The 17,331-nt window shown below is 68.0% G+C and carries 17 protein-coding genes; 8 read left to right on the top strand and 9 right to left on the bottom strand.

Features of this window, described 5'->3' with window-relative positions:
* Positions 1 to 92: 92 nt before the first annotated feature.
* The 4 genes from C7R54_RS14870 to C7R54_RS14855 all read left to right on the top strand — a co-directional run bounded on the left by C7R54_RS14870 (position 93) and on the right by C7R54_RS14855 (position 4,669).
* The gene (locus C7R54_RS14870) at positions 93 to 1,478 is read left to right on the top strand and encodes an FAD-dependent oxidoreductase (RefSeq protein ID WP_129151228.1); all 1,386 of its coding nucleotides are present in this window, start codon (positions 93 to 95) and stop codon (positions 1,476 to 1,478) included.
* A gap of 16 nt (positions 1,479 to 1,494) precedes the next feature.
* Positions 1,495 to 2,409 carry a hypothetical protein gene (locus tag C7R54_RS14865; protein WP_129151227.1) on the top strand — a complete coding sequence of 305 codons (915 nt, stop codon included), beginning with the start codon at positions 1,495 to 1,497 and terminating at the stop codon, positions 2,407 to 2,409.
* 7 nt (positions 2,410 to 2,416) lie between these two features.
* Positions 2,417 to 3,529 carry an electron transfer flavoprotein subunit alpha/FixB family protein gene (locus C7R54_RS29045; protein WP_204524341.1) on the top strand — a complete coding sequence of 371 codons (1,113 nt, stop codon included), beginning with the start codon at positions 2,417 to 2,419 and terminating at the stop codon, positions 3,527 to 3,529.
* Between the two features lie 138 nt (positions 3,530 to 3,667).
* The gene (locus tag C7R54_RS14855) at positions 3,668 to 4,669 is read left to right on the top strand and encodes a Bug family tripartite tricarboxylate transporter substrate binding protein (protein WP_129151226.1); all 1,002 of its coding nucleotides are present in this window, start codon (positions 3,668 to 3,670) and stop codon (positions 4,667 to 4,669) included.
* A gap of 98 nt (positions 4,670 to 4,767) precedes the next feature.
* Here C7R54_RS14855 and C7R54_RS14850 read toward each other — a convergent pair whose 3' ends face one another.
* From C7R54_RS14850 to C7R54_RS14830, 5 genes are all read right to left on the bottom strand, one after another.
* Entirely contained in the window at positions 4,768 to 5,601 is an 834-nt protein-coding gene (locus C7R54_RS14850) for an aspartate/glutamate racemase family protein (RefSeq protein ID WP_129151225.1), read from the bottom strand.
* Between the two features lie 26 nt (positions 5,602 to 5,627).
* A complete protein-coding gene (locus C7R54_RS14845) occupies positions 5,628 to 6,221 on the bottom strand; it encodes a cysteine hydrolase family protein (RefSeq protein WP_129151224.1) in 594 nt (197 codons plus the stop codon).
* An 86-nt stretch (positions 6,222 to 6,307) separates the two neighbouring features.
* A complete protein-coding gene (locus C7R54_RS14840; RefSeq protein WP_204524340.1) occupies positions 6,308 to 7,069 on the bottom strand; it encodes an SDR family NAD(P)-dependent oxidoreductase in 762 nt (253 codons plus the stop codon).
* Positions 7,069 to 8,430: an MmgE/PrpD family protein gene (locus C7R54_RS14835; RefSeq protein ID WP_129151223.1), complete on the bottom strand. Its 1,362-nt coding sequence runs from the start codon at positions 8,428 to 8,430 to the stop codon at positions 7,069 to 7,071. The genes C7R54_RS14840 and C7R54_RS14835 overlap by 1 nt, the downstream gene beginning before the upstream one ends.
* A 12-nt stretch (positions 8,431 to 8,442) precedes the next feature.
* Positions 8,443 to 9,888: an FAD-dependent oxidoreductase gene (locus C7R54_RS14830; protein WP_129151222.1), complete on the bottom strand. Its 1,446-nt coding sequence runs from the start codon at positions 9,886 to 9,888 to the stop codon at positions 8,443 to 8,445.
* Positions 9,889 to 10,021: 133 nt separating this feature from the next.
* Between C7R54_RS14830 and C7R54_RS14825 the strand changes: the two genes are divergently transcribed.
* Positions 10,022 to 10,975: a LysR family transcriptional regulator gene (locus C7R54_RS14825; protein ID WP_129151221.1), complete on the top strand. Its 954-nt coding sequence runs from the start codon at positions 10,022 to 10,024 to the stop codon at positions 10,973 to 10,975.
* Here C7R54_RS14825 and C7R54_RS14820 read toward each other — a convergent pair.
* Both C7R54_RS14820 and C7R54_RS14815 read right to left on the bottom strand, forming a co-directional pair.
* On the bottom strand, positions 10,923 to 11,732 hold the full coding sequence (locus C7R54_RS14820; protein WP_129151220.1) for an aspartate/glutamate racemase family protein: 810 nt from the start codon (positions 11,730 to 11,732) through the stop codon (positions 10,923 to 10,925). The two genes, C7R54_RS14825 and C7R54_RS14820, sit on opposite strands and share 53 nt — an antisense overlap.
* A gap of 30 nt (positions 11,733 to 11,762) precedes the next feature.
* Positions 11,763 to 12,734 carry a tripartite tricarboxylate transporter substrate binding protein gene (locus tag C7R54_RS14815; RefSeq protein ID WP_240039533.1) on the bottom strand — a complete coding sequence of 324 codons (972 nt, stop codon included), beginning with the start codon at positions 12,732 to 12,734 and terminating at the stop codon, positions 11,763 to 11,765.
* 340 nt (positions 12,735 to 13,074) lie between these two features.
* On the opposite strand from C7R54_RS14815, the gene C7R54_RS14810 reads away from it, so the two are divergent.
* From C7R54_RS14810 to C7R54_RS14800, 3 genes are all read left to right on the top strand, one after another.
* On the top strand, positions 13,075 to 14,055 hold the full coding sequence (locus tag C7R54_RS14810) for a Bug family tripartite tricarboxylate transporter substrate binding protein (RefSeq protein ID WP_158021211.1): 981 nt from the start codon (positions 13,075 to 13,077) through the stop codon (positions 14,053 to 14,055).
* A 125-nt stretch (positions 14,056 to 14,180) separates the two neighbouring features.
* Entirely contained in the window at positions 14,181 to 14,825 is a 645-nt protein-coding gene (locus tag C7R54_RS14805) for a LysE family translocator (RefSeq protein ID WP_192903665.1), read from the top strand.
* Positions 14,826 to 14,879: 54 nt separating this feature from the next.
* Complete coding sequence (locus C7R54_RS14800; protein WP_129151217.1) at positions 14,880 to 15,635, top strand: OB-fold protein; 756 nt, start codon at positions 14,880 to 14,882, stop codon at positions 15,633 to 15,635.
* On the opposite strand, the gene speG is transcribed toward C7R54_RS14800, so the two are convergent.
* Positions 15,622 to 16,179, bottom strand: coding sequence for a spermidine N1-acetyltransferase (gene speG / locus C7R54_RS14795; protein WP_129151216.1), 558 nt, complete (start codon positions 16,177 to 16,179; stop codon positions 15,622 to 15,624). The genes C7R54_RS14800 and speG overlap by 14 nt on opposite strands.
* A gap of 66 nt (positions 16,180 to 16,245) precedes the next feature.
* Entirely contained in the window at positions 16,246 to 17,118 is an 873-nt protein-coding gene (locus C7R54_RS14790; RefSeq protein ID WP_129151215.1) for a LysR family transcriptional regulator, read from the bottom strand.
* Positions 17,119 to 17,331 lie beyond the last annotated feature (213 nt).

Below are 17,331 nucleotides of genomic sequence, written 5' to 3'. Positions count from 1 at the left end.
GCACCCTCCCGCCGCGCCGCCCGCGCAGCGTCAGGCGGCACGCGGCGCTGGCCGGCACCTTATTTCCCTTGCATCCCATACACGAATCACCCATGAGCGATCTCGATCTTCACACTGCCCTGGTGGTCGTCGGCGCCGGCATGGCCGGCTTCGCGGCCGCGCTGCAAGCCGCCCAGGCCGGCCACGACGTCATCCTGCTGGAAAAGCAGTCCGAGACCGGCGGCTCCTCGGCCATGTCGGGCGGCTGCCTGGCCTTCGCCGGCACCGACCTGCAACGCGCCAACGGCGTCGAGGACTCGAACGAACTGCTGTTCACGGACCTGCGCGAAGTCGGCAAGTTCGAGAACGACGAGAGCCTGGTGCGGGCCTATGTCGACCATCAGCTCGACACCTACGAGTGGCTGAAGGCGGCGGGCGTGCAGTTCGGCCCGCATATCGAAACATCGTCGGGCCAGTCCGTGCCGCGCGTCCACAATGTCGACCCGGCCGACGCGGTGCGCGCACTGGCGGCCAGCGCCAGGCGCACCGGGCGCGTCCGGCTTCTGACGTCGACCCGCGCATTGCGCCTGGTCCGCGATCCGCGAGACGGGCGCATCGTCGGCGTGACCGCGCAACGCGACGGGTCGACTTTCACGGTGCTGGGCAGCCGCGGCGTGGTACTGGCCAGCGGCGGCTTCGTCCAGAACGCCGAATTGATCCACCGCTATGCGCCCCAGTACAACGCGGACACGGCCGTCTTCATCGGCGGCGCCGGCAATACGGGCGACGGCCTGAGGATGGCCCAGCAGATGGGCGCCGACTGCCGCGACATGATCTACATCAAGGGCACCTACGGCAAGCACCCCACCGACGAGACCAACCACCATAGCCTCCTGGCCGTGTACAAGGGCGCCATCGCCGTCAACCAGGACGGCAAGCGCTACGTCGACGAATCCATCTCGTACAAGCTGCTGGGCGACGCCTGCATCCAGCAGCCCTATGGCGCCACCTTCCAGATCTTCGACCAGCCCATCTTCGACAGCGGGGACAACCAGACGCGCATCCTGGACATCGAGCGGCGCCACGAAGAAGGCCTGGTCCTCCAGGCCGACACCCTGGAGGAGCTGGCGGCGATGATCGAGGTGCCCGCGGACGTGCTGGTCGACACCGTACGCACCTACAACGACTATGTGGACGCCGGGCATGATGCCGATTTCGGCCGCGCCCACCTGGTGCACCAGCACGGCAAGCTGGTGAAGATAGAGACGGGCCCCTACTACGCCTATCCCTCCACCGCGGCCGTGTACGGCACCTACTGCGGCCTGTGCGTCGATGCCGCCATGCGGGTGCTGGACGTCCATGGGGAACCGTTGGCGGGATTGCATGCGGCGGGCGAGGTGGTCGGCGGCCTGCACGGCGCCGCCTACATGACCGGCTCCGCCCTGGGCAAGGCCGCCATCTTCGGCCGCATCGCGGCGCGCACCGCGCTGGCCGGCTGAGACGGAGGAGGCGTTCATGCACATCGCGGTACTCCTAGCAGGCGTGGCCGATCCCAGGAAGCCGCTGCCCAGGCCGGCGTCGGGGGACTGGCGCGACCTGCCCGGCGCCACGCCGGTTTCCTACAAGCTCAGCCCCTTCGACGAGGCCGCGCTGGAGATCGCGCTCAAGCTGCGCGACCAGGGCGCGGCCACGCGGGTCTCCGTCGTCGTCACCGACGGCGCGGGCGACATCGCGCTGATGCGCGCCATCGCCGCGCTCAAGCCTGACCAGGTGCGGGGCTTGAACCCGCCGGCCGCCCAGCGCGGCAACCCGGCGTGGCTCGCGCGGCATGCCCCCCATCTGTTGCGCGAGGGCGAGGCGTGGCCCGGCCTCGTCCTTATCGGCCGCGAGCATGGCGACCTGGACGACGGCATGACGCCGGCCTACCTGGCCGAGTCCTGGGGCCTTCCCTACGTGGGCCTGGCCTTGCAGGCGCGGGCACGGGCCGGCGGCTGGACCTTGCTGCGCAGCGGCGCGCGACAGGACGAGGCGGTGGACGTGCCCGCGCCCGCCATGGCCAGCATCAGCAACGACAAGAGCAACCGACTGCGCCATCCGCTGATGAAGAACGTGGCGCTGGCCAAGCAACTGAAGTTCGAACAGGCCTCGTTCGACGAGGCGTCTTTGGGCGAGGTGTCTTTGGGCGAGGCGTCTTCCGATCAGGCATCTTTCGACCAGGCGCCTTTCGACCACGCGGGGCCCGCCGCCGCGGCCGCCGCCACGCCCACGGCCCCCGTTCGCCCGTGCGCCGCGCGGGCGACACTGGCCGAGGCGGCGCCCGCGACGGCGGCGGCGCGCGGCGCCCAGGCCTGCCGGCTGTTCACCGGCCCGACGCCGGTCCAGGCAGCCGCACTCGCCGACTACCTGCGCGCCCTCGCGTCCCCCCACTGACCCAATCATGTCCGCCATGTCCCATACCCCCACCCTCCTGGCCCTGCTACCCGGCTGCGGCGAAGATCCGGCGGCCGACCGCGCCCTCATGGACGCGGCCAGGCGGCTCGCCGATCGCCACGGCGGCAGCGCCCATGCCGTGCTGGCCGGCCCTCCCGGGACGCGCGAAGCGGCCCTGGCCTGCGCGCAAGCTGCCGGCCTGGACCAGGCATGGTTCATCCCGACGCCGCCGGACCTGCTGCAAACGCAGCAATACGCCGACGTGTACGCCGCTGCGCTGCGGGCCGGCGGCCCGGCCGCCCTGCCCCCGTCCGCCCTGATGCTGGTGGCCGCCCATCCCGACAACGAGGCCTTCGCCGGCGCACTGGCCGCCCGCCTGGGCGCCGCGCCGCTGGGCCGCTGCGCGCACCTGGAATTCGACGCGAAGGGCATTGTGCATGCCCGGCGCGGCGCCTACGGCAACCGGCTTGCGATCACCCTGGCCTGCTCAGGGCGGATGATCGCCGCTGTGCGGCCCCAGGCTGACCCTCCGCCCGAGGCAACCCGCGCGCCTGAAGCAGTCCTACCCCAAGACGTCCACGCAACCGAGGCAGTCCGTGCTACCGAGGCAGCCCATGCGCCCGGAGCCGCCCCTGCGACCGCGCGCCGCCGGCCGATGGTGGCGCACGACCTTGACGGCCTGCCCGTCCCGCGCGCGGCGTATCCGCTCACGCGACTACCGCGCAACGAGCCCCATGCCAGCCTGGATGGCGCGCGCATCGTGGTCTCCGGCGGGCGCGGCATGGGCGACCTTGCGGCCTTCCCCATCCTTTACGACATCGCGGCGCGGCTGGGCGGCGCGGTCGGCGCCAGCCTGCCCGCCGTCGACGCCGGCTGGGCGCCCGTGACGCGCCAGGTGGGTATATCGGGCAAGTACGTGAGCCCTGACATCTATCTCGCCATCGGCATCTCAGGCACGCCGCAGCACCTGGCCGGCATCGACCCGCACACGCGCATCGTCGCGATCAACAACGACGAGCAAGCGAATATCTTCAACGTCGCCGAAGCCGGCGTCGTGGCCGAATGGCAGGTCCTGCTGCCGGCCTTGTTAAACGCATTGGATCATCCCGGGGACGCCTGACCATCGATATCTCTGCCTTTGATACCACTGCCCTTGATACCGACGACTTCGATACCGGTGACTTCGATATCGCCGACTTTGAATAACATCTTGCGCCCGCCCCTCGGCACATCATTCATAACGACACGGAGACCAACCATGCGCATTCCACAACCCACGCGGCGCGGCGCGCTGCGCAAGATGGCCACGCTCGCGGCCTTGCTGGCGCCCTTGGCGATCACGGCCCCGTCCATGGCCGCGGACAATTTCCCCGGCAAGCCCATCCGCCTGGTGGTGGGCTATCCGCCCGGGGGCTCCAACGACATCGCCGCGCGCATCATCGCGCCTGAACTGGGCCAGGCCCTGGGCGTGTCGGTGGTGGTGGAGAATCGCGCCGGAGCCAGCGGCGTCATCGGCGCGGACCATGTCGCCAAGTCAGAACCGGATGGCTACACGCTGCTGTTGTCGAGCATCAGCCCCATCGTCCTGGCGCCCCAGACCATGGCGACGCCGCCCTTCCATGCGCCCAAGGCCTTCAAGGCCATCAACATGATGGCGCTGACGCCGGAAGCCATCGCCGTCGGTCCCCGGCTGAGCGGCGTCAAGACCCTGAAGGAACTGCTCGACCGCGCCAAGACGCAACAGGTCACCCTGTCGTCCTCCGGCACGGGCGGCCTGCCGCACCTGACCATCGAACTCCTCAGGAAGGTCCAGCCCAATATCGTTCACGTACCCTACAAGGGCGCCGGCCCCGCCGTCACCGACACGCTGGGCGCCCACGTCGACGGCATCGTCATGGACTTGCCGCCCCTGTACAGCCTGATCAAGGAAAAACGCCTGGCGCCGTTGGCCGTCACCAGCGAAAAGCGCGTGGACTTCCTGGCCGACGTGCCGACGGCGCAAGAAATCCTGCCGGGTTTCAACGTCGAGAACTGGGTGGGCATCTTCGCGCCCGCGGGCACGCCCGACGCGATCGTCGCGAAGCTGGATGCCGCGCTGCGCAAGGCCGTGTCCCAGCCCAAGGTAAAGACCTTGCTGGCGGACGCCGCCATGGCGCCCGCGGTGCTCGACACGCCGCAAGACTTCCAGAAGCGGCTTGCCGACGACTATGCCCGCTGGGGCAAGGTAATCAAGGACGCCGGCGTGGAAATGACCAACTGATGGGTGAAACCGCCGACCGTTGGCCGGCGACGCCTTGCAAGCCATAGCCAGGCGGCGCCGGCGGACAACGCTGGTGGACAACGCCGGCAGGCGGCACACTATGTGGCGCGGCCCGAGAATTCCTCTTCCCGCCAGGCCCGCACGCCCAGCGCCTGGCGGGCATGGGCCGTCATGGCCTCGGTAGGCTGCGCATAGAGCTGCCGGCGGCTGATATCCAGGCAGCCCGCGGCGCGGGCGCCGGCGAAAAAGGCCGCGTGGTGGAACAGCACGCCCAGCGCGTCCAGTACCGCCGCCCCGTCCACCGACAACAGCCGGCGCCGCACCAGGAATTCGTTCAGCACGCCATCGCCCGGGATGATGACTTCGGCCCCCTGGTCCAGGGCAAGCCGGCATGCGTCGACGAAACGCTTGCCGATGGAGACCGCCGCGGCCTCGTCGCCCTCCAGGTCGAACAGGTTGACCGCCGGACTCATGGCCACCACGCCCGACAGGCGGCCGGACAGGCCATACTGCGCCGCCAGGTCTTCCGTCTGCATCTTCTGGAAGGGCGTCAGCGCGATCATGCCGACCTTGCGCCCCAATGAGCATGCGGTCAGCAGGCAGCTTTCGGTCAGGCTGACCACGGGTATGTCGACCAGGGAGCGCGCCTCGACCAGGCCGGGATCGAAGAAGCACCCCAGCGCGAACGCATCGTAGCCGGCGGCCTGCGCGGCCAGCGCCGCGTCGCAGACCTGGCGCGCGTTGAGCATGCGCATGCCCGCGCTGCTATTGACGCTCATGGGCGCCACGCCGGGAGGATAGGTTCCGGGACGCAGGCCATGCACGACGACTTGCGCCCGCTCGCCCATGACCGCATCGGCATGCGCCTGCAAGGTCTGCCGATAGCGGGGAAACACGTCCAGGTCGGTGAAGCTCTGATGCCAGATTTTCACTGTCTATCCTTCCTTTCCGAACCGGCTCAGGGGTGGGCGAACACCACGGCCTCGCTGTTCTCGGACTTGCAGAAGCGGGCAATGCTGCCGACCGAGTTGGCGTGCTCCTGGGCGCTATGCGCGGCGCACAGGTCTTCGAGCAGGATCATCTCGTAGTCGCGGTCGTGCCCGTCGCGCGCCGTGGCCTGCACCACGGCCTGGGTGGACACGCCGGAAAAATAGATGCGCTGGATATGCTTGGCGCGCAGCTGGGCTTCCAGCGTCGTCGAGTAGAACGGGCTGACGCGGTGCTTGACCACCTGGATGTCGCCCACCTTCTGTTCCAGTTCGGGATGGATTTCGGTGCCCCAGGCGCCCAGCTTGAACAGCCCGTGCTGCGGCGCGGCCGAGAACACCTGCGAGCCTTGCGGGCATTCCGGATAGCCCTCCGAAAAGCCGACGCGCACGAAACCCACGGCGATACCGGCGGCGCGCGCACGGGCAATGGCCTTGGCCGTCCGGGCAATCACCTGGCGCTCGCGCACCTGTTCGCCCAGCGGGCTCTTGCCATTGGGGCCGTCGGCGTGCACCAGATCGTTCTGCATGTCCAGGACCAGGAAAAGCGCTTGCGGTTGTTGCATGGTTGAATCTGCCTTTATGTCGGAGTGGAAGGTTGTAGGAGAGAAGGCTGATGGATTTCAGGCGTGCCGGACCCGGCGTACCGAATTCAGTCGCACCAGATGCCGCCATTGACATCCAGTATCTCGCCGGTGACGAAGCCGGACTGCGGCGCGGCCAGGAACAGCACCGCCGCCGCGACCTCGTCGGCCGCGCCCATACGGCCCATGGGAATCAGGTCGCGCAAGGCCGAAGGGAAACCGGTGGTCATCGCCGAGGCCACCGGGCCCGGCGCCACGGCGTTGACCGTGATATTGGCCGAGGCCAGCTCCTTGGCCAGGAATGCCGTCATGATGTGCACGCCGGCCTTGGACGCGCCATAGGCGACATTGCTGGCGCGCTCCTGTTCGCGTGGGTCCAGCCAGGGACGGGGGTTGCCGCCATTCTTGCCGATGACCGAGCCCAGGTTGATGATACGCCCGCCTCCGGCGCGTTTCATATGTCCGATGGCGGCCTGGCAGCACAGGAAGGTGCCCTTGAGGTTGATATCGATGACGCGGTCCCACTCCTCCTCGGCCAGCGTTTCGGCGCTGCCCATGGAGACGATACCGGCGACGTTCACCAGGATGTCCAGCCGGCCCAGGCGTGCCACCACGTCGTCCATGCAGCGCGCCACGTCCTCGCGCCGCGCGACATCCAGGGACCAGCCCTGCACGCCGGGCACGGGCGGTTCGAACGCAACGCGGTCAGCGGCGGCCACCCGCGCGCCATGGGCCGCCAGGGCGGTGCTGACGGCCCGTCCTATGCCGCCGGCGCCCCCGGTCACCAGGGCCACGCGGCCGGCGAAAAGATCAGCGCTGTACATCATCATCACGATTCCTTGAAAGCCATGTCGAATGCCGCGCGCACGCGGCCTTGCGCAAGCGCGCTCCATAACGGCCCGGCCTGCACGGACCGGGAGGCGTATTGCAGGCAGTCCTCGAACTTCTTCCTGGCGAGCGCTTCGTCGACATGCAGGTCCCGCGCCGCGAAATGCGCCTGCCGGACGATCCGGCCCCCGTCCAGCAAGGTCAGCACCGCCTGCGGATGCCCCGGGTTGTCGGGCAGGCCGTCCTCCAGTTCGATGCGACCGGCCATGCCAAGAACTGCCTCGTCCGCCAGCACGTGGGGCGCGAAGCCTTGCAGCGTGGGCGCCCCATGCACCAGCGTGTAGGCCGTCATGAAGGGAATGCTGTACTTGGCGTCCTGCAAGGTAGCGGGCCGGCGGCGCTGGGCCAGCGGCCGGCACAGGCGTCCGGACGAGGGATTGACCGCCACCCGCACGCGCGCCTCGGGGTGCGCCAGGCAGGCGTCGCGAGCCGCCATGGCGACCGCGACATAAGGGTGCGACAGGCGGCAGCTGGGCCAGGGCTTGATATCCACGTCCCGCGCGTGCCAGGTCGAAAAATCCAGCAGCATGGCGCGCTGCCGCGACGCCAGGGCGCCGGCCAGGTAAAGCCGGAACAACCCGGCGGCGCCGTCCATCGCGCCGGCCGGCCCCGTCACGCCGGCGCGTGCCAGCAGGGCCGCCTGCAAGCCGCCCTGCGCCGCGAATGCCGGATAGATGCCGCGCGCCGTCGCGCCGGTGCCAAAGCCCGCCTCCTTGCCGCCGGCCAGCTGCATATAGGCCAGGCCCAGGGTGGAGACCAGCTGGCGCTGGTCCAGGCCCAGCACCAGGCCCGCCGCGACGCCGGCGCCCAGGTACCCGAACAGCTGTGTGAGGAACCATTCCGCCCCGGGGCCTTCGCCCTGCGGCGCGCAGATGACGCCCAGCCGGCACATGAGCTCGCTGCCCAGCGCCACCGCGTCGATCACCGCGTCGTCCCCGGCGCCCACCAGTCCGGCGGCCGCCATGGCGGCGGGCAGCACGCAGGTACTGGGATGCAGACGGCCGACATCGTGGATGTCGTCGTAGTCGAGGATATGGATCAGCGACGCGTTGATGAAGGCGGCCGCCAGCGGCGCGGCCTTGCCGCCGCCGACCAGGCCGCTGCTTCCCGCGCCATGGCCCGCCAGCAGGCCGTCGATGACCTGCCTGCCCAGCGCCGTCCGCCGCGCGGCCAGCGCGATGCCCAGCGAGTCGGCGATGTGCAGGCGCGTCTTGGCCCGCATATCCGCCGGCACGCCGGCATGGCGCGCCTGCAACAGGGCCCGCGCCAGTTCGGCGCTTAACGATACGGTGTCCGCTGCCATGGCCGGCCTTGCCTAGCGGGCGTCCGCGATATGGTTGGCCGACCGGCGGCCGAATACCAGACCCTTCAGCACCGACGTCGCGCCGGTGTAGTTGGTGTAGTACGTGCCCACGATCTCGCCCGCCGCGTAGAGGTTCTTCATGGGATTGCCGTCCGTGTCGAGCACCTGCCCGGAAGGATTGATCTTCAATCCGCCGAACGTGAACACATTCGACGAGATGATGGGATAGGCCATGAAGGGCCCCTGCTCGATGCGGCGCGACCAGTTCGACTTCCTGGGCGCCAGGCCCTGGGTGGCCAGGCCATCGAGCTCCAGCGGCTTGAAGCCGGTTTCCGTGGGGCAGGCCGCGTTGTAGCGCTCAACCGTCGCCTCCAGCGCGCCTTCGGGCAGGCCCAGCCTGGCGCCCAGCGCGGAAAGCGTATCGGCCTCGATGGCAGGCTGGTCGGTGCGGATGGCCAGGCGATAGTTGGGCACCTCCTTCACGCGCTGGTCCAGGACGACATACGCGATGCCCTGGTCCTGTTCGTAGATGCGGCGCGTGACGCGCTCGTAGTAGGCGTCGACCGTGCCCGGCGCCTCGTCGGTGAAGCGCTGCCCCGCCTTGTTGACGAGCACGCCGTAGGGAAAGATGAAGATGGACGGCTCGGACACTCCCGAACGGGGGTCGACCGGCTCGGCATGGTAACTGCCGAATTCGCCGCTGGGCGCCGCGCCGGCCTCCAACGCCATCTCGATACCCTCGCCGCGGTTGAAGTATCCGCCCTTGCACACCGGGCGCAGGTAGACCGAGCGGGGCCCCATGTACTTGGCCAACAGCGCCGGATTGCCCTCGAAGCCGCCGCAGGCCAGCACCACCGCGCCCTTCAGTCGCATGCCGCCGTCCTGCGCGTGATGGACGAGCAGCCCCTGCACCGCGCCATCCTCGTCCAGCAGCAGGCGCCGCGCGGTGGTCTGGTACAGGAAAGTCACCCCCAGGCGCTCGGCCCGGGCGGCGAGTGCCTCGACCAGCGCCTCGCCGCCGCCCACCGGCAGCAGGCGCGGTTGCGTCTTGGTCAGGAACTGCGTGGGCAGGAAGTCGAACTTCACGCCCATGCCTTGCAGCCACGCGATGGTGTCCGGCACGCTATCGGCGAAGCAGCCTATCAGTTCGGGATCCAGCACGGACAGCGTACGCGCCGCATGCGACCACGACTCCCGTCCCTGCACCATCTCGGCCGCGAAATCGGGGTCCATGTAGACGCCGGCGTTCTCGGCAAGGTGCGTTTCGAAATCATCGGACACCTGGTCGATGGCCTTCATGCGTAGATAGGCCTCGGTATAGCGACTCTGGCCGCCGCGATCGGCGCGGCTGGCGCGTTCCAGCACCGCCACCGCCAGGCCTCGCTCGGCCGCCGCCACGGCCGCCGACAGGCCCGCCACGCCGCAACCGGCCACCACGACATCGAATGTACGTTCCATGCTCTCCATCCTCGGGTAAATAGGCATCTGCGCCGTATGCGTCGGCGCTACACTCGATAGAGTAGGATGCTGCTTGCCTGCTTGTTAGCCCTCGGCGGCTAATGCGCGATTAGAAAAAATCGAAAGGAGACACATGGACAAGCTATGGGCCATGGAGGTGTTCGTGCGCGTCATGGAATGCGGCAGCCTCTCGCGGGCGGCCGAATCGCTGGATCTCGCCAACGCCACGGTTACCACCAGCCTGCGCAACCTGGAGGCGCACCTGGGCGCCACGCTGATCCAGCGCAATTCGCGGCACCTGCACCTGACCGAAGAGGGACGGATCTTCCTGCCGCATTGCCAGGAGATCCTGCGCAGCGTGGCGCGGGCCGAGACGGATGTGAAGCGGCAGGGCAGCGACGTGGTCGGCCCGCTGCGCGTGGAAGCGCCTTTCGCCATCGGCCAGAACCTGCTGTGCCCGGCCCTGGTCGAACTGACGCGCCGCCACCCTGGCCTGTCCGTTTCCGTCTCGCTGACCAACGATCCGCACAACCTGATAGAACGCGCCACCGACGTGGCCATCCGCATGGACCGCGTGGAAGACGCCGACCTGGTGGGCCGCCCCATCTACGAGGCGCAATACGTGGTGTGCGGCACGCCGGAGACCGTGGGCGCCATGCGCGCCGCCACGCCGCGCGACCTGGACCCGGCCCGCTGCCTGGGGCTGTTCGCCGAAGGCAATCATGCGCCCAATCCCTGGCGCTTCGCCAAGGACGGCGACGAGGCGGTGGTGAACCCCGCCGGGCCGCTCAGCTTCAACAACACCGCGGCCTTGATCCAGGCCGCCTTGCAGGACGTGGGCCTGATCTGCGTCCTGGATGTCTTCGTCAGCGACCTGGTGAAGCAGGGCCAGATGGTCGAACTCTTCCCCGACTGGCAGACCAGCAAGCGCACCTTCCATGCCGTGACGGTAAAGTCGCGGTTCGCGGCGCCCAAGGTGCGCGCCTTCATCGATTTCCTGCTGGAAATCTTCGACGCGCGGCGCCGCCCCAGCGTCACGACGATGGTTGCAGTCGGTCCAGACCGTAGAAAGAAAAAACCTCATTGACCCGATCGGCCTCCGGCGGCCGATGGTAGTACCCCTTGCGGCAGGACTTGATGCCGCACACGGTGCGCAGGTCATGCATGGCCTCGGCCTGCTTGATCCAGGCGGCCAGGGAATCGAGGATGGGCACGCCGTCCACTTCGACGATGCCGTTCTGCGCCAGCAGCACGTTCAGGGGCGCCTCGCCGGGGATGATGACATCGGCTCCCCGCGCGATCAGCTTGCGCGCGGCCGCCTGGAAGCGCTCGATCAGCTCGGTGGGGTCGCCGAAACCCTTGAGCACGTCGTTGAAGGTGAAGCCCACCGGCACCGCGCCGGCGAACCGCGATTCCAGGCCGTGATTCTTCGCGTTCTCGGCGATCAGCTCGTTCATATCGTCGATGAACAGCAGCACGCCGAACTTGCGGCCCAGCATGCACGCCGTCAGCATCGCCGATTCGCCGTAGCCCACCACCGGAATATCCACCAGGCTGCGGCTTTCGCGCAAGGCCGGCTCGGGCAGGGTGCTCAGGGCGTAGACGTCGTAGCCCTGCTCCTGGGCCTGCACCGCGGACGCCATGAATTGCAGGGCATGCACATACTGGAAAGCCACATGGCGGATATCCGTGCCCGGATAATTGCTGCGGTAGGTGCCGACCTGCATGCCATGCATGTCGACCTGTGTACCGGGCCGCGCCACCTTGGCGAAATGCCGCTTGAGCGCGTCGCTGTACGGACCGAGGTCGCTGAGAACGGTAAAGCTTTGATGCCAGATTTTCATGTCACATCGCTGTATGAAACGGGTTGATGATCAGTCCACATGGACGTGGGCTTCGTCGACGACCTTGGCCCACTTCCGCACTTCCGACCGGAAGAAGGCGTCGAATTCCTTGGGGCTGGTGCCCATGGGGTCGCAGCCGACGGCCTCCAGCGCGGCGCGCACCTCGGGCGCTTGCGTCGCTTGCGCGGCCGTGGCGCTCAACTTCTGGATGACCGCGGCCGGCGTGCCGGCAGGCGCGAACAGGCCGAACCAGGCCGTGGCGTCGTAGCCCGGCACGCCCGCCTCGGCCACGGTGGGGACATCGGGCGCCGCCCTGGAGCGCGTCTTGGTGGTGACGGCCAGCGCGCGCAGCTTGCCGCCCTTGACCAGCGGCAAGGTGGTCACGATGTTGTCGAAGGTCAGGGGAACCTGGCCCCCCAGCACGTCGGACATGGCGGGCGCCGCGCCGCGATAGGGCACGTGCTGCATCTTGATGCCGGCCTGGCTGTTGAACAGCTCGGCGAACAAGTGCGCGCCCGAGCCGTTGCCCGCGCTGGCGAAATAAATGGGCTTGTCCGAGGGCTTCTTCGCGGCGGCGATGAGGTCCGCCACCGAGTGGTACGGCGTATTGGGATTGACCACCAGCAGGAAGGGCGTGGAGGCGACCTGCGCCACCGGAGCCAGGTCCCTCAAGGGGTCGTAGCTGAGCTTGGGATAAAGACTGGGATTGACCGCCAGCGAGATCGTGCCGAACAGCACGGTATAGCCATCGGGCGCCGCCTTGGCCACATAGTCGGAGCCGATGTTGCTGGCGGCGCCGGCCTTGTTCTCGATGATGATGGCCTGGCCCAGCAGGGCGCCCATCTTGGCGGCGATGGCGCGGGCGGCCACGTCCGACGCGCCCCCCGCGGGAAAACCCACGACCAGCCTGATTGGCTTGTCGGGATAGGCGGCATGGGCGGCGCCGGCCAGCCCCACCGTGGCCAGCACCCCGCTGGCCGCCAGTGTCTTGAGGTATTTCACGATAGTCTCCGGTTCTGGTTTGCCGTCTCGATCGGACTGGCTGTCGATGGGGTCGGCCGTCGATGGGGTTGGCCGTCGATGGGGTTGGCCGTCGATGGGGTTGGCCGTCGATGGGGTTGGCCGTCGATGGGGTTGGCCGTCGATGTGCGATCCATTTTGCCCTCCCCTCCCCCATCGGAGAACGGCAAGAAGGCGAAGAGGCGATTCACTAATCTTGAATGCTCATCCCGGTGTCCGTTTCGGAATTCTTGAATGGCGCATTCGATGCCCACGTCTTTCCCCGCCGCGAGCGCACGCGCAAGAATCACCGCACAACGACATGGACAACCAGGAGACGAAGATGAAACGATGGTTGCGCGGCGCCCTGCCCGCCGTGGCCCTTACCCTGTGCGTACTCGCGCCATCCGTCGCCCAGGCGGCTGCCGACTATCCCGCCAGGCCCATCCGGCTGGTGGTGCCCTGGGCGCCGGGTGGCAGCACCGATATCCTGGCCCGCACCACGGCCGAACGCCTGACCCGGGCGCTCAAGCAGCCCGTGATCGTCGACAACCGGCCCGGCGCCAGCGGCAACATCGGCGCCGACCTCGTGGCGCGCGCCGCGCCCGATGGCTATACGCTGCTGTTCACCAGCACCAATCTCACGCTCAACCCGGCGGTCATTGCCCAGACGCCCTACGATCCCGTCAGGAACTTCACCGGCGTCACCATGGTCGCGTTCGCGCCCATGATGCTGGTGACCAAGGCGGGGTTCGCCGGCGACAGCCTGCAAGGCCTCATCGCCTACGGCAAGGCGCATCCCGGCGAACTCAACTTCTCCAGCAGCGGCGCGGGCGGCGCGCCGCACCTGGCGGGCGAGATGTTCAAGCAGGCGACCGGGCTGGACATCACGCACGTGCCCTATACCGGCGCGGCGCCGGCGCTGACGGATGTGCTCTCCGGCCAGGTGCAGATGACCTTCACCACCTACATCTCGGCGCAGGGCCTGCTGTCGTCGGGCCAGATGAAGGCGCTGGGCGTGGCCAGCAAGGACAGGCTGCCCGTCCTGCCCAACGTGCCCACTTTCCGCGAACAGGGCCTGGACATCGAGATAGGCACCATGTTCGGCCTGCTCGCGCCGGCCGGCACGCCGCGCCCCGTCGTGGACAAGCTGTATGCGGTCGTCAGGCAGGCGGCGGCGGATACCGCCTTCCAGGACAGGATCCAGCAACAGGGCGGAACGGTGGTGGCCGACGATCCCGACCACTACAACGCCTATCTGCGCGAAGACGTGGCCAAGTGGGCGGCCCTGGTCAAGCGGATCGGGGGCATATCGGCGCACTGAGAGGGCGCCGAGGGCCGCGCCGCAAGGGACGCCCGTGGGCGCGGCGGAACGGTTGCACGGAAACACGAGGGACGCGATAGGGGTAATATTCCCCCGCACGCCCCTTCCTGGTTACCCTGCACGCCATGCCCACCCTGCACATGTTCCTGCTTTTCCTGGCCGCCGACCTGGCCTTGAAGCTCACCCCTGGGCCGGACATGGCGCTGACGCTCACGCGCGGCATGACGCAGGGCTTCCGCATCGCCTTGCTTAGCGTGCTGGGCAGCTTCTGTGCCGGCTTCGTGCAAATCCCCCTGGTGGTGCTGGGACTGGCCGCGATTTTCAAGGAATCGCCCACGCTATTCCTGTTCGTGAAGCTGGCCGGCGCCCTGTACATGGTCTACCTGGGCATCCAGGCCCTGCGCCGCAGCCGCCAGCCGCGCGACCTGGCAGCCGCGCCGACGAAGGGCGCCGGGTGCCAGGTTTTCGTCCAGGGATTCATGACCAACCTGCTCAATCCCAAGGTCTTCATCTTCCTGATCGCGTTCCTGCCGCAATTCACCGACCCCGCGATCGGCCCGGTCTGGCTGCAGATGCTGGTGCTGGCCACGGTCTCCAAGCTTTTCGGCCTGTGCTCGGGCGCCACCTACGCCTACGGCGCGGCGCGCATCCGTAACTGGCTGACGCGCAACCGCTGGTTCCTGCAAGCGCAGGATGGCGTGCTGGGCGCGTGCATGCTGGCGATCGCGGGCTACCTGGTGTTCAGCGCCGACACCTCGACGTCCAAGTAGGCGCAAAAAGCTCGCTAGAATTCCAGTCTCCATCCCCCTTGAGAGAGTGTGTCGATGAAAAAACCGGCCTGGATTGCAGCGGCGGCGTTATCGGTCCTGCCCTGGGGCGCCCACGCGGTCACCTTCGACTGCGCCAAGGCACGCTCGATACCCGAAAAGCTGATCTGCACGACGCCTGATCTTTCACGGGCCGACGACCACTTGAAGCAGACCTTCGACGCCGCCCGCGCGCGCGCCACGGACAAGAAGGCCTTCAACGACCGCGCCAGGCAGGAATGGCAGCGGCGCGAAAAGACGTGCACCGACGCGGCCTGCGTGCGCCAGTGGTACGCCGACCAGGAGCGCCTCTACGCGCTGGACGCGTCCGCCCCGGCACCGGCGCCCGCGCCGGCCCCCGCCCCGGCCGCGACGGGCCAAGGCGACAGCGCCTCGAACAATCCCCTGCGGATGCCGCCGCCCGCCACCACGCCGCCCTCGTCCAACGAGGCCCAGGCGCCCGAGGTTGCCGCGACGGCGCTCTATGCGGACTACCAGCAAAACGCGTCCGCGGCCGACCGTAAATACAAGGGCAAGACCATCAAGGTCCATGGCACGGTCGCCAGCGTCCGGGCGCCGGCCAACGGCACTCCCTATATCGAACTGACCGCCGCCGACAATCCGTTGCCGTCGGTCCATCTCGATTTCCCCGACACGCCGCCCGAGCGTATCGCCCAGATCGGCAAGGGCCAGAAAATCGCCGCCACCTGCGTCGTGCAAGGCCTGGTCATCGGCGATCCCGTCCTGCGCTGCCCCGGCGCTATTGCGCGGTAGGCTTCAGCATCGACGGCGCGGGCGCATGTCGCGCCAGGAATTCATCCTGGAACAGGCTCATGCGGACCACGTCGCGGTATTGGCCTTGCACGAAGAACTCGTGCTTCAGGACCCCCTCCTCCGTGAAGCCGAGTTTCTTGTAGATGTGGGCCGCCTTGTGGTTTTCCTTGTCCACCAGCAGATAGATCTTGTACAGATTGAGCACGCTGAACCCATACTCCATCGCCAGCCTGGTGCCCTCGGACGCATAGCCCTTGCCCTGGTGGTCGGGGATCACGATGATCTGGAACTCCGCCCGCCGGTGCACGTGGTCGATCTCGACCAGCTCGACCAGGCCAACCTTGTCCGCATGCGCCTCCATGACGAAGCGCCGCTCCCGTTGGTCATGGATGTGTTCCTCGTAGAGCGAGGACAACTCGGCGAACGTTTCATACGGCTCCTCGAACCAGTACCGCATGACGCTGGCGTTGTTGTCCAGCGCGTGGACGAAACGCAGGTCTTCGCGTTCGAGCGGTCGCAGCTTGAGTGTCGTATTCACGGTCATGGTGTTCTCCATTGATTGCGTATCCCAGAGTAAGCTGGTCCGTCATGTCCTCGGCCCGGCCGCCCGTCAGCGCACCGCCGCTGCCTGCGCCAGCTCGACCATCCGCCGCACCAGCGCCATCCGCGCGGACGAGCGCAGGCACAGAACGCCGACCAGCCGGGGCGCCATCGACACGGGCAAGGGCAGCTTCGCCAGCCGCAAACCGCCCGGCCACGGCGAGCCCGCATCGGGAGCCAGCGACACGCCCAGCCCGCGATCGACCATCATGGCGATCGCGGCCAGCGAGCTGAGTTCGAACCTTTCGTGCGGCACGATGCCCACCTTGCGCAGATAGTCCTCGGCCTGGCGGCCGCCCCATTGCGTCCGGTCATAGCGGATCAGCGGCTCGCGGCGCAGCAAGTCGTGCGGATCGCGCCGGGCCAGCCGCTGCGGCACCAGCACCACCAGCGGCTCCTCGCGCAAGGTCTGCCAGTAGAACGTCTTGGGCAGTTCGAATTGCGGGTGCAGGCATACGGCGGCATCGAGGGCCTCCGACTGGACTGCGTCGTACAGGTCCATGGACATGCCGGGCTGGATGAACACGCGCAACCGCGGATGCCGCTTGACCAGCCGGGCCAGCATATCGGGCACCAGGCTGTGCAGCGCCGTGCTGATCGTTCCCAGCCGCAACTCCCCCTGCATCTTCTCGTCGAAGGCGGAGCGCTTCAACTGCGCCAGGTCGGCTTGCAGGGAGCGCGCGATACCGGTCACCCGGTGCCCGGCGTCGGTGGGCCTCACGGTCCGGCCAGAGCGCGCCAACAGCGGCGTGCCAACTTCCCTTTCCAGGTTGCGCAACTGCTTGGCCACCGCTGCCGGCGTGATATCCAGGCGCCGGGCGGCCTCTGCCATGGAGCCGGCCTCCACCACCAGCAGGAAACTGCGCAGCCATGCGGTATCCACGATGCTCCCTTTCCCGGCAGAAGATACTATAAGAATGTTCTTAGCATACCTTTTGTAGTGCTATCGCGCCGGCGGCCAGGGCCATACTCCCCAATATTCGAAAAAATAGATCGGGAGACTGGCATCATGGACCGGGCTGCAAGGCCGGCTGGACGGCGGCCTGACCGCCAGCGTCTGACGCGTCGCTACCTGCCGATTCTTTCCCAACCGAAC

The sequence above is a fragment of the Achromobacter aloeverae genome (genome assembly GCF_004121055.1).
GTDB classification, from domain to species: Bacteria; Pseudomonadota; Gammaproteobacteria; order Burkholderiales; family Burkholderiaceae_B; genus Bordetella_C; species Bordetella_C aloeverae.
This window is presented reverse-complemented; position numbering and strand designations above follow the sequence as displayed.